Raw genomic sequence first — 16,027 nt, 5'->3', positions numbered from 1 at the left:
TTACTTTGTCAAAATATTCGTCGTATGAGCACATCTGCTTTAGTATTATTTTCTGGAGGACAAGATTCTACCACGTGTTTGTATTGGGCAAAAAAACAATTTTCCCAAGTAGCAGCATTAGGCTTCCGGTATGGACAAAAACATGAAGTAGAGTTACAGCAAGCCCAGCTCATTGCCAGTATGGCGCAAGTGCCCTTCCATATTATGGATATAAGTGGGATGCTGCAAGGCTCTGCTTTAACGGAACATGATAAAGATGTATCGGCAGCTCATGAAATGAATAGCCATTTGCCTGCTTCGTTTGTTCCCGGCCGAAATGCTGTATTTTTAACTTTAGCGGCGAGTTATGCTTATACCAAAGGCATAGCAGACCTGGTAGGAGGGATGTGCCAGACTGACTATTCCGGGTATCCGGATTGCCGCCGCGTTTTTGTAGATTCTTTGCAAACCACCATGACCTTAGCCCTGGAAAAAGATATTAGAATTCATACGCCTCTAATGTATTTGACCAAAGCCCAAACATGGAAATTAGCCTATGACTTAGGCGTACTGGATATTGTTAGGGAGTACTCTCACACTGATTATAATGGAGACCGGAGCAGTTATCAGGAGTGGGGTTATGGAAAGTTAGATAATCCGGCCTCTATCCTACGCGCCAAAGGGTATGAGGAAGCAAAAGCAAAAGGGTGGCTAGGATCTTAAGTAATTAGTTGCCTCCATGTTTACTTAACTAACCAGGAGATATACTTTCATTTATTTTTATCGCTTAATAGGCTGGATGCGTATTCTACACATTCTATTACATAGTTTCCCTCTACAGGTGTAACGCATCTTTTCTATGTATTAACTTCATTTTTACCCGACTGAGATAGACTACAATAAAAATTATTTAGAAATATTCTAAATAATACTTGTGCCACCAAGCAATTATTTTAATATTTGTGCTTCTTTAGAATTAATCTAAATAACTATAATGAAAGCACATCTAAATAAACCTAAAATCTTAAGGCTATTTGCACTGATTCTTTTTCAAACCATCACTTATTATACAATAGCACAATCTGGCCAGGGCACAATTTCTGGCTCCATACAGAATACTGAAAACCAGCCGTTAGAGGGCATTAACGTTGGCTTACAAGGAACCACATTTGGAAATTCTACCGATGAACAAGGGAGATTTGAAATACGGAATGTTGCCGAGGGCACCTATACGTTAGTAGCCAGCGGGGTAGGATATTCAGCTTCCAAACAAAATGTAACAGTCGTGCGGGGAAAAACCACCCGGCTGGAATTGCAATTAAATGAGAGTACACAGCAACTGAGTGAAATTGTTGTTAGCGGAGCCGCTAATACCTATATTGCCAATTCTCCCTCTCCAAGCCTCCGCTTGCAAACACCTATCCTGGAAACACCCCAAAATATTCAGGTAATTACCGGACAGGTACTCGCCGACCAGCAGATATTCGATATGTTGGAAGGTGTTTCCAGAAATGTAAGTGGGGTAACTAAACTAGAACACTGGGATAACTATGCCCGGTTGAATATGCGCGGGTCGCGGATAGCTCCTTTCAGAAACGGAATGAATGTACAGTCCAGCTGGGGACCTCTGGCAGAAGATATGTCGATGGTAGAGCGGATTGAGTTTGTAAAAGGCCCGGCAGGTTTTATGATGGCCAATGGCGAGCCTAGTGGTTTTTATAATGTTGTAACTAAAAAACCTACCGGCCTTACCAGAGGGGCCGCTACCTTAACCGTGGGTAGTTTTGATACTTACCGGGCTACTACCGACCTGGATGGCAAACTAAGTAAAGATGGCAAGCTTTTATACCGGCTAAATCTGATGGGACAATTGCGGGGCTCTCACCGTGATTTTGAATACACAAACCGTTACACAATTGCCCCAGTGATAAAATATCAGCTTAACGAACGAACCTCTCTTACGGCTGAATATACCTATCAGTATGCGCAGATGTCAGCTATTGGGTCAGCGTATGTATTTTCGGCCAATGGCTATGGTGATCTTCCGCGTAACGCCACTATTGCCGAACCCAACTTAGATCCTTCCGTGATGAACGACCACAGTTCTTTCCTGATTCTAGAGCATAAACTTAGTGATACCTGGAAGGTGACCGGACAACTGGCTTATTTTAATTATAATCAGATAGGAAGCTCTTTATGGATAGATTCGGTAAGAACAAATGGTGATTTGTACCGCAGTGTAAGCAGCTGGGATGCCTTTAATGAAGGTAAATTCGGGCAGATTTTTGTGAACGGTGAAGTAAAAACAGGTCCTATAAACCACCGGATATTGGGCGGCCTGGACCTGGGAAATAAACGCTACATAGCTGACTGGAACCAGTCGTTCTCACTGAACGGATATGAAAGATTTAATATTTATAATCCGGTTTACAGTGTACCAATGGACTCCCTTCCACAGTTCGACCGCAGCAGAAGTCTGCGCCAGCGGGCAGGGGCAAACATTTTAAGCCAATCCTATTCTGGGTTATACCTGCAAGATGAATTTCGTTTCTGGGGTGACAGAATACGGCTTACCCTGGCTGGCAGGCTTACTTCTGCAAAAGATAGCCAGTATGGTAGTGGAACAGATGAAACCGTGTTCACTCCAAGAGTTGGTATTAGCGGATCTATTAATAAACAAACAACGGTGTATGCTTTATACGACCAGGCGTTTGTACCACAGGCAGGTGCCGATTTTTCCGGAAAAGCGTTTGACCCGATTACCGGCAATAATTTAGAAGCAGGCTTGAAAAAAGACTGGCTGGGTGGACGCTGGAATTCTACTTTATCTTTTTACCGGATTATCAAAAACAATGTATTAACCACTGATCCAGAGCATATTAATTTTTCTACACAACTAGGTCAGACGCAAACACAAGGCGTAGAAGTTGATGTGCGTGGAGAAATTGTAAGAGGCCTCAACCTTACTTTAAACTATGCTTATACTGATTCAAAAGTAACAGAAGACACTAATCCTGAAAATATTGGAAATGCCGTACCAGGGGCCACTAAGCATATAACCAATAGCTGGCTTTCTTACCGCCTGGGCCATGGAACCTTCAAGGGCATCGGGGTTTCCCTCGGCTACCAATGGCAGCTGGAACGGTCATCCTGGTTTATTTTTGATGGGTCTGAAAGTTCTTTGCCAGATTATTTCCGGATGGATGGAGCAATCTCGTGGCAAAACGATAAATTTAACATTGCCTTGAATGTAAATAATATTCTCAATGAGTATCTGTTTTCCGGATCTCCTTATGGAAGCTATTATTACTGGCAAACAGAAGCACCAAGAAATTTCCGTTTAACCCTGGGATATAAATTTTAGCTATGCACATTAAAAAGATTGTAGGCAAACTCCACCTTTGGCTTGGGCTCACCTCCGGACTTCTGGTTTTTATTATCAGTATTACCGGTTGCTTATATGCATTTCAAGTGGAAATTAGTGATCTTACTCAGCCTTTCCGCTTTGTAGACAGGCAAAACATTTCCTTCCTACTTCCTTCCCAGCTCCAAGAAATTGCGCAGCAGGAACTACCGGATAAAAAAATACATAGCGTTCTTTATGAAAGTGGAGATAAGGCGGCGGTTGTATCTTTTTACAGTTTCGATCCGGAATATTATTACCTGGTGTACCTTAATCCCTACACAGGAGAAGTACTTAAGGTGAAAGATATGGATAAAGATTTTTTCCGGATTGTGTTGATGGGGCACTTTTATCTGTGGTTGCCACCTGCCATTGGCCAGCCGGTTGTAGCCACTGCTACCCTTGTTTTTGTGGGAATGCTCATATCAGGGCTCATACTTTGGTGGCCAAAAAATAAAGGAGCTGCCAAGCAACGCTTTACTATTAAATGGAGTGCCCGCTGGCGCAGAAAAAACTACGATCTGCATAATGTATTAGGCTTTTATGCTACCTGGGTAGTTCTTATTATGGCCCTTACCGGCTTAGTCTGGGGGTTCCAGTGGTTTGCCAATGCCACATATTGGGCTACTTCCGGAGGAAAAGATTACCAGCTATACAGTGAACCCTTATCTAATACTACGGCGGTTGCTGTGGCTAGCGATGCTCCGGTGGTAGACAAAATATGGCATAAAATGAAGGCCGAACATGCAGGTGCCCAGTCTATTGAAGTTCATTTTCCGGAGCATCATAATTCATCCATTCTGGCAGCTATCAATGATGATGCCAGTACGTATTGGCGGATAGATTACCGTTTTTTTGACCAGTTTACCTTAGAAGAACTTTCCGTAAGCCATCAGTGGGGAAGGTTTCATGAGGCGAGTGCTGCAGATAAGCTGATGCGCATGAATTATGATATACATGTAGGAGCCATTATGGGATTGCCCGGTAAAATACTTGCGTTTTTTGCTAGTCTGATTGCTGCCTCTCTTCCGGTTACTGGGTTCTACATCTGGTGGGGGAGAAAGAATAAGAAACAAAAAGATAAGCCATATCCCACGCTACAACCTGTTTCTCAGAAAGAGATATCTTATTAAACTTTATTAAATAAGCTATATGTATACTTGAAGAGTTGCTTTTTAAAGCAACTCTTTTTTTGTAATCCATCTTCTGTCGTAAAAGGAATAAAAAGTATAAATATTTTTATTAACATAATAATATTTATACTAACAAAATTTTTTGACGACTTGAAAGCGAAGGGGAGGAGTTTCTGATTCAACTAAAAGAATGAATACTAGAATATAATTATAGGTTCACTTATGTAAAAAGTGCTCAAACTACTAAACTAGGTTGTACGTAAAACACCTCAATTGCTATATTTACTGTTAAACATAAAATCTGTTATTCCATTCGTATACCAATGAAACCATCCTTGTATCATTCATATACTTTCACTTACTGTGTATTACTTCTGCTAATTTTCCTAGTGCCTGCCTGCGACCAGGATGGTAGTTTTAATGTATTCAGTATTCAAGATGATATTGCCCTTGGTCAGCAAGTAAGTACAGAGATAGAATCAGACCCTCAGCAATTTCCTCTATTGCCGGAAACCGGCAGAAATGGCAGAAATGAACAGGCATATCAATACTTACGGAATATAACATCTAAAATTCTCAATTCAGGAAATGTAACCTACCGGGATGAGTTTCCCTGGAAAGTTAAAATTGTGCAAAACGATGAAGTCTTAAATGCTTTTTGCACCCCTGGCGGGTATATCTATGTCTATACAGGCTTAATAAAATATCTGGATACCGAAGATCAATTGGCTGGCGTTATGGGCCATGAAATAGCCCATGCAGATAAACGCCACACCACAGATAACTTAACCAAAGCCTATGGCTGGCAATTACTCATTGATATTGTGGTAGGTAGCAACCAGGGAGCAGTAACCGAAATAGCTAAAGGTCTGGCAAATCTAAGTTATAGCCGCGCCGCCGAAAGGGAAGCAGATGATTATTCAGTTATTTATTTGTGCCCAACAGACTACGAGGCAGCGGGGGCAGCTGGTTTTTTTGAGAAAATGCAGCAAGAAGGCACTGCAGGCCGTGTTCCAGAGTTTATCAGCACCCATCCCAACCCGGACAACCGGATAGAAGCAATCAGGCAGAAAGCAGAGGAAGAAAATTGTGGTACAGCTACCACAGCCCCTACCCAGTACGCCACATTTAAGAGCTTGCTTCCTTAATTATATTCTCTATAGGATATAATTCCTTTTCGATCTATTCTAGCATCTGACAGAGATAATACCGTAGCAACATACGTTAGAAGAATCCTTTGGCAGCAAAAGTAAAACGCAGTACCTCCACTATATACAAATGAGTGAGTAAGGCGCAATGTATAGATTTCGTGTAAAGGCGTACGAACAGCTACTAGTACGAAGAGTTAAATTTTTTCAGTAATATTTTTTAGTTAATTTTACTCTCAACTAATGAATTAGCCTGTTTTCTACACCCATCATAATGAGTTTCCGGATCAGGGTATCCATCTTTATTTATACCATACTGGTTATTTTTCTGAGTTGCTCAGGTGTTTTTGCTCAAACCATTTACAAAAACACCTATTCTGTAGGTATGCATGGAATGTATGGGTTTGTGCTGAAACATGCGCCATCTGTAGGACATTTAGTAAAAGCTCATCCTTATGGCGTTGAATTTACATACAACCAGATAACCACTGGCACCAAAGAATGGCATAAAGTATACCGGTACCCGGAAGTTGGATATGCGGTTGGCCTGTTTGATTTCCGGAACCCAGTACTGGGAAAAGCAGTGTATGGAATAGTTTCACTGGATAAAGCAATCGTGCAAAGTAAAAAATCTGCTTTGCGTTTAAAAATTGGCACTGGTGCGGTGTTACTCACCAACCCATACGATGCTGATAAAAATTTTCAGAATACAGCCCTTAGTAGCCGGGTTATGTATAATCTACGGGGAGAGATTGCGCACAACTACCGGATAGCTAGCCATTGGCAAGTAAGAAGCGGTATTACTTTAACGCATTTTTCTAACGGAGCCTTCAAAGTTCCTAATTCCGGCATCAATATTCCTGCAATTAAGGTAGGGTTACTCTATAATCCGGCAGTAGCTGAGGTACAATCAGTAAAAAGAGATAGTCTGGAAAAATCTTCCTACCGGAATATGGAAGTAAATGTTTCTGGTGCCTTTACTATAAAAGAAATAGGCTTGCCAGGAGGGAAAAAATACCCCGGTGGTGTGTTAGCTTTATATGTAAACCGGCGGATCAACAGAAAAAGTGCCTTGAATATAGGAATGGATGGGTTTTACAATACAGCCCTGAGACAGTTAATAGAATCGGACCCGGATGTAGACTCGCTGCAAATGCCTGATTTTAAGCGCGTAGGTATTACCCTGGGACATGAATTATTTATAAGCCGTGTTTCGATGCTGGTCCAGCTGGGGGTATATATATATAAACCGTATCAGGAAGTAGATACCCGGGTTTACCAGCGGTATGGGTTGAAATACGCAATCAATCAACGGCTTTTCGCCGCCATCTGCTTAAAGTCTCATTATGGCACTGCCGATTTTGTAGAGTGGACGCTGGGTGTAAAATGGTGATGCGAAAGCCTAAGTAGCGTAACAGTTTGTTGTATATGTTGTATATGTTACTATCTACCTTCTTTTATCATTACAAACCTGGCAAACCCCTTGCATAAGCAAGTTGGTTTCTATCAGATTATAGCCTTTGGGTAAGGCAATCGATGGAATTTCTATATTTTCCATGCAGTTTGTTAAGCCGCATTGTACACATTTAAAGTGGACATGTTCATGGTGATGTTCGTCATGCGAACATTTTTCTTTGCAAAGCGCGTATTTAGTAACGCCTTCATCATCCAACACCTTATGAATAATACCTTTATCCAGAAATGTTTTGAGGGTTCGATACACAGTGACCCGGTCAAAGCCTTCATGTACATTAGATTCAATATCTGCGTGTGATAAGGCAAACTTTCTTTGCAAAAAAAGATCCAGTATCTCTTCCCGGCAGGATGTGTTTCTCAGATCAAAATCCTTCAAAATATGTTTTACCCCATTATGCATAATCTTAGCTATTGTAAATATTTCGACTAATTTAACTATTTACTATTTCAAACACCAATTTAGGCATTTAGATTTCACAATACAGTATTTTTGCAATTCCCGGCGCTAACTACAAATTTGATTTGGATATTGACCTTAAATTCATGCAGGAAGCATACAAGCAAGCCCTGTTGGCCTATCAGGACAAAGAGATACCAGTAGGTGCCGTGGTGGTATGCCGGAATAAAATTATTGCCAGAGCATATAACCAGACGGAAAAGTTGCATGATGTAACGGCTCATGCAGAAATGCTGGCCATAACGGCAGCGGCAAATCATTTGCATGCGAAATACCTGACGCAATGTACACTGTATGTAACTTTAGAACCTTGCCTGATGTGTGCTGGTGCCTTGGCTTGGGCTCAGTTGGATAGAGTGGTATTTGGTGCAAAAGATGCTAAGCGGGGCTTTTCCTTAGTGCCTTCTAAAATTCTTCATCCTAAAACAAAAATAACCTCGGGCATAATGGCTCAAGAAAGTGAAGCATTATTGCAGCAGTTTTTTCGAAATTTACGGAACTAATCTATTTTTGTGCCGTTGTTTTTAACATACAACTAAACCTAAAACAAATCAAGATTATGGCTTTTGAATTAGCACCCCTTCCGTACGCTCCTGATGCCCTGGAGCCTTTCATTGACAAACAAACCATGGAAATCCATCATGGGAAACATCACCAGGCCTATGTAACCAACCTGAATAATGCAATCAACGGTACAGAAATGGATGGTAAGTCTATCGAAGAACTGTTAAAGAATGTGAGTGAACATCCTGTTGCTGTGCGCAATAACGGAGGTGGGCATTACAATCATACTTTCTTCTGGAAAACGTTGAAAAAAAATGAAGGCGGCAAACCATCCGGTGCGTTAGCCGATGCTATCAGTAAAAAATTTGGTTCCTATGAGGCCTTCAAAGAAGAATTTGCTAAAGCGGCAACTACCAGGTTTGGCTCTGGCTGGGCATGGCTTATTGTAGATAATAACGGAGACCTTGCAGTAACATCTACTCCCAATCAGGACAATCCATTGATGGATGTAGCTGAAAAGCAAGGCAAGCCTTTGTTAGGACTGGATGTGTGGGAACATGCCTATTATTTAAAATACCAGAATAAACGTCCAGATTATATTAATGCTTTCTGGAATGTGATCAACTGGGAAGAAGTAAGTAAAAATTACGAATCTGCTAAAAAATAACACATCAAAAGGCTGCCGGTAAGGCAGCCTTTTTGCTTTAATGAGAAAGGGTTTAACTATTCTTTCAAGGGATAGTTTAAAACAAAATTATTATACAGAAATACACATTACTTTTCCCCTCAAAGTTTGTCAATGCTCTCCCAACTAGTTGTGTGAAAAGCCAAGGTCTACCTATAATTTGACAGATTGAATTAACTTTATTAGTAGCCCATACTAATAAATCTATCACACAATAGTTAATTTCTGATAAGTTAATACGCTTCGAAACTAGCTTTATAAATAGTAAAGATAGTCTATAGCATATGGAGCATATGACCAATTCATAGTCCTATATATTTAGGTGAGCAATCTATATCATCTCCATAGCTTGCAACAATTATAGGCTGTTAAGATACAACAGATTAGATGAAGTTCCTTCGGATACCTATTCTATTAGAAAGGCTAGTACACATCCGTTTCTATCTACTTCCTTAAAAATTATCTATTAAAAGCAAGGGCTATGCCTTACATTGATTTTACATGGGTCACATGTTGATTAACAAGATGATACATTCTTCAAGTATTGCACAAGGAACAGTTTGTCAGGTATAGCTAAAGTTTATAGGACCCCACGCACGTAAGGTAATCAGCTTTCCTCATAATATAGGTTTGTAGTCGTTTAAGTTTCTTTGAATAGAATAATAGTAGGCTTATAGTCAACACACGAACGATTATGATAGCCCATTTAAACTAATTCAGTAACTAAAAACAGAATTTTTCTAAAGAAAAAAGATACATACAAGCTTATACCTGAATAAGTAATTCTCAAAGTAAGAGTTATCTATTGAAGTAAGTACTAACCACATTTTTACATTATTCTATCAATGATACTAATTTTAGATACTATTCTATGATCAAGATTTACCAAAATCTAATACATACGCAACCAACTATACAGAAGTACATTTTTGTGGCTATGTGTATTGGGATGCTCTTGTTGCTATCCTCTGTAGGATTCGGGCAGTCTACCTACCGCTGGCAGGGGGGAAATAATCCCTGGACAACTGGAAACCGTTGGAATCCAAATAGAAATACGCCTGCTGCAAATGATATTTTAATAATAGAAAATGGTGGGACGGTTACCTTAACCAGCGTACCTAGTGAAACGATAGGTCAGATAATAGTTAGAAATAACACCTATGTTATCCTACAGGCAGGTGCAGCCGGCAATACACTGACTGTTGGTGGCAATGTAATAGGTGATGATTTAATTGTGGAAGCAGGCTCAACGCTGGAAATTAATACAAATAATGCACTAAATATCAGGCTTTCAGCCCTTGCAACTGCTTCTATCAGCGGGGATGTAATTCTTAGTGGTACATCTAATGCGGCTACTCACACCTTAGATGCGACAGACATAGGAGCAATAATATTTAACACTGGTTCTGTATTCACACAAAATAATGTAGGGAATCCATTTACTACTACTGGTGCAAATGAAGCAGTAGTGTTTGCAAGTGGTTCAACATTTGTATCATTGAATGGGGCAAATCCCTTTGGTAAACCTCTTCCAAATTCAAAAGTTAAATTCAATACTGGTAGCCTATTCAGTTACCGGCAGACAAGCTCAGAGCCTACTCTTTCAGGAAGAACCTATGCTGATTTCGAGATAAATGCGCCAGGCTATACCCAAACATCTATAGGTTCCAATGGATTTACTGCAGATAATTTCACCGTTACTAATGTCAGTACGATGAATATACAGCTGACTGGAGGTATCAATATAAAAGGAAACTTAACAGTAAACTCTGGGATAGTTAATTTTTCTCCAGGCTCAGCAAATACCGTAACTTTTGGTGGCTTATCCAATCAAGTAATTCAAGGTAGCGGTGGTACGTTAACTTTTGGTACCAATACAACAGTTTCTGTACCAGGTATGGTAACCCTTCGAAGGGATATATTCATGAATGGGCCGGTAACAGTTAATGGTACGCTAAGCTATGATAATACGATAGCAAGAACACTAACCATAACCGGTAGCTTAACGGGATTGGGGACGGTAGATATGAGCTCAGGTAATCAGGCACATATATTGAATCTGGGAGGGGCCGTTAATACAATTGCAGCTATTACTACTTCTTCATTATGTAACAGCACAATCAATTATAATAGTACAGGGAATCAGTTAGTTTCTGGGGGAATCAATTACAATAACTTGACTTTTTCCGGAGGTGGCATTAAAACTCTTCTGGGAAATATTACTGTGTGTAATACCTTATTAATAAATTCTGGACCAACACTCTCATTGGGTGGATTTAATGCCACTGTAAGCGGAACTTCAGTTATTTCCGGAATTCTTGATGCAGGCTTGACTGCTGTAAATGGCACAGGAAGTTTTACTTTAACTTCAACTGGTACATTATTTACTGCGTCGCCGGATGGAATAAATGCGGGAACAAGTTTGGGAAGCATCCGGGTTAATGGTTCAAGAAACCTTACTTCTGGGTCTTTTATCTACAATGGTACACTACCTCAGGTAACTGGAAATGGTTTACCGGCTAGTGTTCTTAACCTGACAATCAATAATACGGCAGCTACACCAATGGTTTCGCTTTCTCAAAGTGTAACAGTTTCCGACTTGGCCACTTTTACAGCAGGCAGTCTAAGTATTGGAAGTAATACACTCACATTGAACGGGCGTACTACTATAGGTACAGGAACAATAACAGGGGGAACTACTTCTAACTTAAGTATTGGTGGTAATAATACACCAGTACTAACATTACCTACAATAAATAATGGGCTATTGAATTTTGATGTTAATAAAACTGGGTCTAATGCTAGCATCAATTTACCGGCAAGCCCAGTAACTATTTACCATGCAGGCACCTTACGATTGGTGAGTGGCTCAATTACTAATGGTGCTAACATAATTATGGGAGAAAATAGTGCTGCCATAACTAATATCATCCGTACGCAAGGTAGTCTAACAGGGACTCCCACTTTTAATAATTTAGTTAATGTAACTTATACACAAACTGTTACTACAGGTCCGGAGTTGCCTACTTCTGCTACAGCTTTGAATAATTTAACAGTCGGGATAGATGGTTTTGTAGGACTTGTCGTAACATTAAACGCAGATGTGGTAGTAAACGGAGTTTTTAGTATGACTACCAATTCCGCAAATACGGGCACTAGTCTAAATGGTCGAGTACTTACATTGAATGGAGGTTATAACTGTAGTCAAGCCAACAATGCAGTGTTTATTGGTTCGCCTACTTCTTCACTGATCATTAAAGGCGATAATAAATCTGTTAGCGGAACTATCCGTTTCAGTCAATCAAGCGGTTCTTCGAGAAGTTTGCAAAATTTTACCTTAAACCGTACTGGTTCAGGTTCCGCATTTACGATCAGTACTTATGCCGAAATTAATAATGCTACTATTGCAAGCGGTACGCTTACAGCTACAGGAACTGATATTGCAATAACAAATGCTACAATTGAATCAAATGGAAAATTTATAAATAACTCAACTGCTTTTCCAGCTATCATCCCTCTTTCGACGACTGTACGTGCATTTAATAATAGTACCTTAGGAACTGCCTTGGTAAATAAATTTGATAGATATGCAGCTTCTAATGATATAGGAAATGCTGTCGCAAGTGCCACTACTGATCTTGCCTTTATCCGTAATGGAGCAGGTAGTATATATGCCTTTAGGAACAAAATTTTGAATCCTTTACCAAATACTGCGGTTATCCGTTTTCAGTTAGGCGTCACTTCAACTATAGCAAATACTAGTGCAGCCGGTACTTTGATGATAGGGAAAAACTTGGGTGATGATGCCGGCAAACCTACAGCAACTGCCCGTTTACAATTTAATCTGACTACTGCAAATAACAGAATTTCAGTAACTAGTCCTGATGGTACGGCTTATACAAGTGCTGATAATTTAAACTTAGGGCAGGTCTTTACCTGGGTTATAAATAACTCGGGTAGTACAATCCTATATACGGGGCAGAATGGGACAGAATACAGTCTAGCTACGGGAAGATGCGAACTATGGCATGGCACGAGCCGTTTAGCAAGTAATTTAGCTATACAAGATCCCGGCCAGGTAATGGAACAGCTAAAATTCGTGATGGACGCTGGTTCAGGTACTATTAATTTGCGTAATTTACAGATAAACCCACTGGCGACGATTACTACAGCATCTGTTTGTTACACGGCAGGTTACGTATTTAACGTTAACTATTCGGTAAATTCTATTCCCGGGGCAGCAACGCCACCGAGTGCAAGCTTTAATGAAGGAAATGAGTTTAGAGTACAGCTTTCAAACTCTTCAGGAAATTTTGACCCAAACAATAATGTAGATATCCTAGGTAAAATCACCTCAACTTCTGCTACCGGTAGTATACCTGTCACTATTCCTTTGTATGCTACAGGATCAGGTTACCGATATAGAGTAATTAGTAGCAATTTAAATATTTCTGTGGGTGCAACTAATGGAGTAAGTATGTATTTTATCACTCCTGGCAACGTGCAATCTATGATAAAAACTACCTCAGGTTCTACACTAACTGCTTCTAGTGCGTCTGCCTATAAGTGGGGATATAGAACTACATCTGCTACAGGAGTAATATATGATCTGCCAAATACAACCAATACTTATCTGCCAAAAGGTATGGATTTTAAAGGCCTGGACAACTTGCAGCCTTCTGGAACACCAGGTACCTACTATGTAGTATGTCAAATGAGAGTTTCTTGCGGAGGGGTAGATACCTGGGTTGTAAGTAATGAGGTAACCGTTTATGTTAACTGCGATACAGGTCTTAATTTGGCAATAAATGGAAATTTTAATAATACTAATACTACTGGATTTGCTTCAGAATACACACGCGTTTATGACAATCCTAGTGTTCAAAGTGAAATGTATCCTGAAGGGACATATGCTATTGGAGATAATCCCAGAGCCTTTCATACTGGATTTTGCAATATGAATACAGTTGCCTCCCGTTCTCCAGTATCAGGCGGAAATATGTTAATTGCTAATGCTGCTAATACCTCGCAAAAACTATGGACACAAACTTTAAATTTAAAACCTTCAACAGATTATGTACTTACTTTTTATGCTGCAAGTTTAGCAGGTACAGGAAGTAGTTTATTATTTGGTTTATACGTAAACTGCTATCGGGTAGGGGATGATATCACAGGCAATTACACTGGGAATTGTGTGTGGCAAAAATATTCTATTCAAATGAGGACAGGTGTTAATCCTAACAACCCAACCGATCTTACCACGACTTTTGCTCATGAAATCTCTATTGTAAATATTGCTGCTACTGCCAGTGGTAATGACGTAGCTATTGATGATATCGAGTTCTTTGAGTGTGCCGGGGCAGGAGGTTCTGCTTATTTTCAACCACTTACTCAGTATAAATGGAGAGGGTATACTACTGATTGGTTCAATTCTGTAAACTGGGGAGCTTGTTATCCTAATGTTCCTACCTGCGGGGATGATGTGGTTATTCCAGGAAATTTAATTAATTACCCGATCATTAATGGAAAGAATAATGGGATTGATGCTTTTGCTAGAAATGTAACCGTGCATCCAGGGGCAACACTAAAAATAAATAACAATAATACTAGTACAGTTAACTTAAATATTTGCGGAGATTTAACGCTGAATGATGGAGATATAACTACATCTGATCCAAGTAAGGCAACCCTTACATTTACTAGTCCCTATGCCACAGTGCAAAAAATTGCAGGTACTTTTGCACTAGATTTACCAAGTGTTATTGTTAATCAAACAAACGCTGCACGTCCGGGAGTAGAACTGGCAACAGATGTATCTATCAATAGTTTATTAGATATTGTTAACTCTAATTCATTAGCTATAAGGAATCATACATTGACGTTAAAAGGAACTCTATCTACTAGTACTGGTACACTTACAGGAAGCAGTGCCTCGAGGTTAGTAATAAATGGTACAGGTAATTTGGGTGGCTCTCTCCGTTTTACAAGTGGTAATAGAACATTATCCAGGCTTACAATGAATAGAACTTCTAGTGGCCAGGCTACCCTAGGTACAGATCTTACCTTAGTTGGTGGTTCTAATGCTCTTTTATTAACGAATGGTATTATTACTACAACTACCGCTAATGTTTTAATCCTGAATGAAAGCTCAGGAGTTAGTGGTTCGAGCGCTTATGTATCTGGTGGTTCAGACGCAAGCTATATTAACGGACCTGTTACGAAGATTGTTAACAGTACGAATCATTTTACTTTTCCTACAGGAAAAAATGGCCGTTTGGCAGAAATTGGAATACAGCCTTCTTCAAGTAGTACAACTAGGTTTAGAGCCGAATATATGAGACAAAATCCAACAACACCTTATCCATTCTCTAAGCAAGGTACTAATTTGGTTCGTATCAGTCTGGTGGAGTATTGGATGATGGATCGGGTATCTGGCAGTAGTAACGCTAAAGTAACCTTATTTTGGGATGCATTTAGTGATGTTTCTTCAGACCCTAGCCAATGGAATCAGTTAAGGGTAGCGCATTATCAAGGTGGCAAATGGGATTCGGAAGGCCCCGGTTCAGGGGCAACAATGCAACCTGGCTTCTCCTTTTATTATGGTTATTTGACTTCAGATAATATAAGTAGTTTTAGCCCGTTCACCTGGGGGTCTTTAAATGACTTTAACCCGTTACCGGTTGAGCTTGTAGACTTAAAAGCTGTAGCTAGCAAAGAGGTAGTAAATGTGAATTGGTTTACATCTACAGAGCATAACAGCAGTCATTTTATATTGCAGCGCAGTGCAGACGGAGTGAATTTTGTTTCTCTAACGACACTAAAGGCAGCAGGAGAGTCCAAATCTGTTCAGACGTATACCTATGTTGATAGAAAGCCATTATCAGGTACAAATTATTATAGATTGTTGATGGTAGATAAAGATGACTCTAAAACAACTTCAAAAATTGTGTCTGCTGAAATAACCAAAACCACTCAGGCTGCAATTGACATTTACCCGAATCCTTCTGATGGAAAACATATATTCATTCAAATGGGATATACAGGTGAGGTTGTTGTAAGTGTATTTACTATGACTGGTGCAGAAGTTATTACACAGCGAGCCATTTCAGATGGTAATATAGTTACTATTCAACCAAGAAATGGCCTGGCACCTGGTATGTATATAGTTAGAGTAGCTACTTCTCAAGGTTCATATCAACAAAAATTAATAGTGAAGTAACCGTAAGTATGTTATTAACAAAA

Annotated in this window: 9 protein-coding genes; 8 read left to right on the top strand and 1 reads right to left on the bottom strand. The window is 39.8% G+C overall.

Translation table 11 applies throughout. From position 1 onward, the window contains the following. Positions 1-24 precede the first annotated feature (24 nt). From queC to Q0590_RS11320, 5 genes are all read left to right on the top strand, one after another. A complete protein-coding gene (queC, locus tag Q0590_RS11340) occupies positions 25-702 on the top strand; it encodes a 7-cyano-7-deazaguanine synthase QueC (protein WP_302037654.1) in 678 nt (225 codons plus the stop codon). A 271-nt stretch (positions 703-973) separates the two neighbouring features. Then, positions 974-3,343, top strand: a complete 2,370-nt coding sequence (locus Q0590_RS11335; RefSeq protein WP_302037653.1) for a TonB-dependent receptor — start codon at positions 974-976, stop codon at positions 3,341-3,343. Positions 3,344-3,345: 2 nt separating this feature from the next. Continuing rightward, positions 3,346-4,515: a PepSY-associated TM helix domain-containing protein gene (locus Q0590_RS11330; RefSeq protein ID WP_302037652.1), complete on the top strand. Its 1,170-nt coding sequence runs from the start codon at positions 3,346-3,348 to the stop codon at positions 4,513-4,515. Between the two features lie 323 nt (positions 4,516-4,838). Beyond that, entirely contained in the window at positions 4,839-5,663 is an 825-nt protein-coding gene (locus Q0590_RS11325; protein ID WP_302037651.1) for a M48 family metallopeptidase, read from the top strand. Between the two features lie 274 nt (positions 5,664-5,937). Continuing rightward, positions 5,938-7,056, top strand: a complete 1,119-nt coding sequence (locus Q0590_RS11320) for an acyloxyacyl hydrolase (protein WP_302037650.1) — start codon at positions 5,938-5,940, stop codon at positions 7,054-7,056. Between the two features lie 54 nt (positions 7,057-7,110). Here the strand turns inward: Q0590_RS11320 and Q0590_RS11315 are convergent, their stop codons facing one another. Beyond that, complete coding sequence (locus Q0590_RS11315; RefSeq protein ID WP_302037649.1) at positions 7,111-7,539, bottom strand: Fur family transcriptional regulator; 429 nt, start codon at positions 7,537-7,539, stop codon at positions 7,111-7,113. A gap of 143 nt (positions 7,540-7,682) precedes the next feature. On the opposite strand from Q0590_RS11315, the gene Q0590_RS11310 reads away from it, so the two are divergent. From Q0590_RS11310 to Q0590_RS11300, 3 genes are all read left to right on the top strand, one after another. Next, positions 7,683-8,099 (top strand): nucleoside deaminase, encoded by a 417-nt coding sequence (locus Q0590_RS11310; protein ID WP_302037827.1) that lies wholly within the window; start codon positions 7,683-7,685, stop codon positions 8,097-8,099. 56 nt (positions 8,100-8,155) lie between these two features. After that, positions 8,156-8,767, top strand: coding sequence for a superoxide dismutase (locus tag Q0590_RS11305; RefSeq protein ID WP_302037648.1), 612 nt, complete (start codon positions 8,156-8,158; stop codon positions 8,765-8,767). Positions 8,768-9,656: 889 nt separating this feature from the next. Further along, positions 9,657-16,004, top strand: a complete 6,348-nt coding sequence (locus Q0590_RS11300) for a T9SS type A sorting domain-containing protein (RefSeq protein ID WP_302037647.1) — start codon at positions 9,657-9,659, stop codon at positions 16,002-16,004. Positions 16,005-16,027: the final 23 nt, after the last annotated feature.

Origin of the sequence: Rhodocytophaga aerolata, from assembly GCF_030503435.1 — a bacterium.
In the GTDB taxonomy this organism is placed as follows: domain Bacteria; phylum Bacteroidota; class Bacteroidia; order Cytophagales; family 172606-1; genus Rhodocytophaga; species Rhodocytophaga aerolata.
This window is presented reverse-complemented; position numbering and strand designations above follow the sequence as displayed.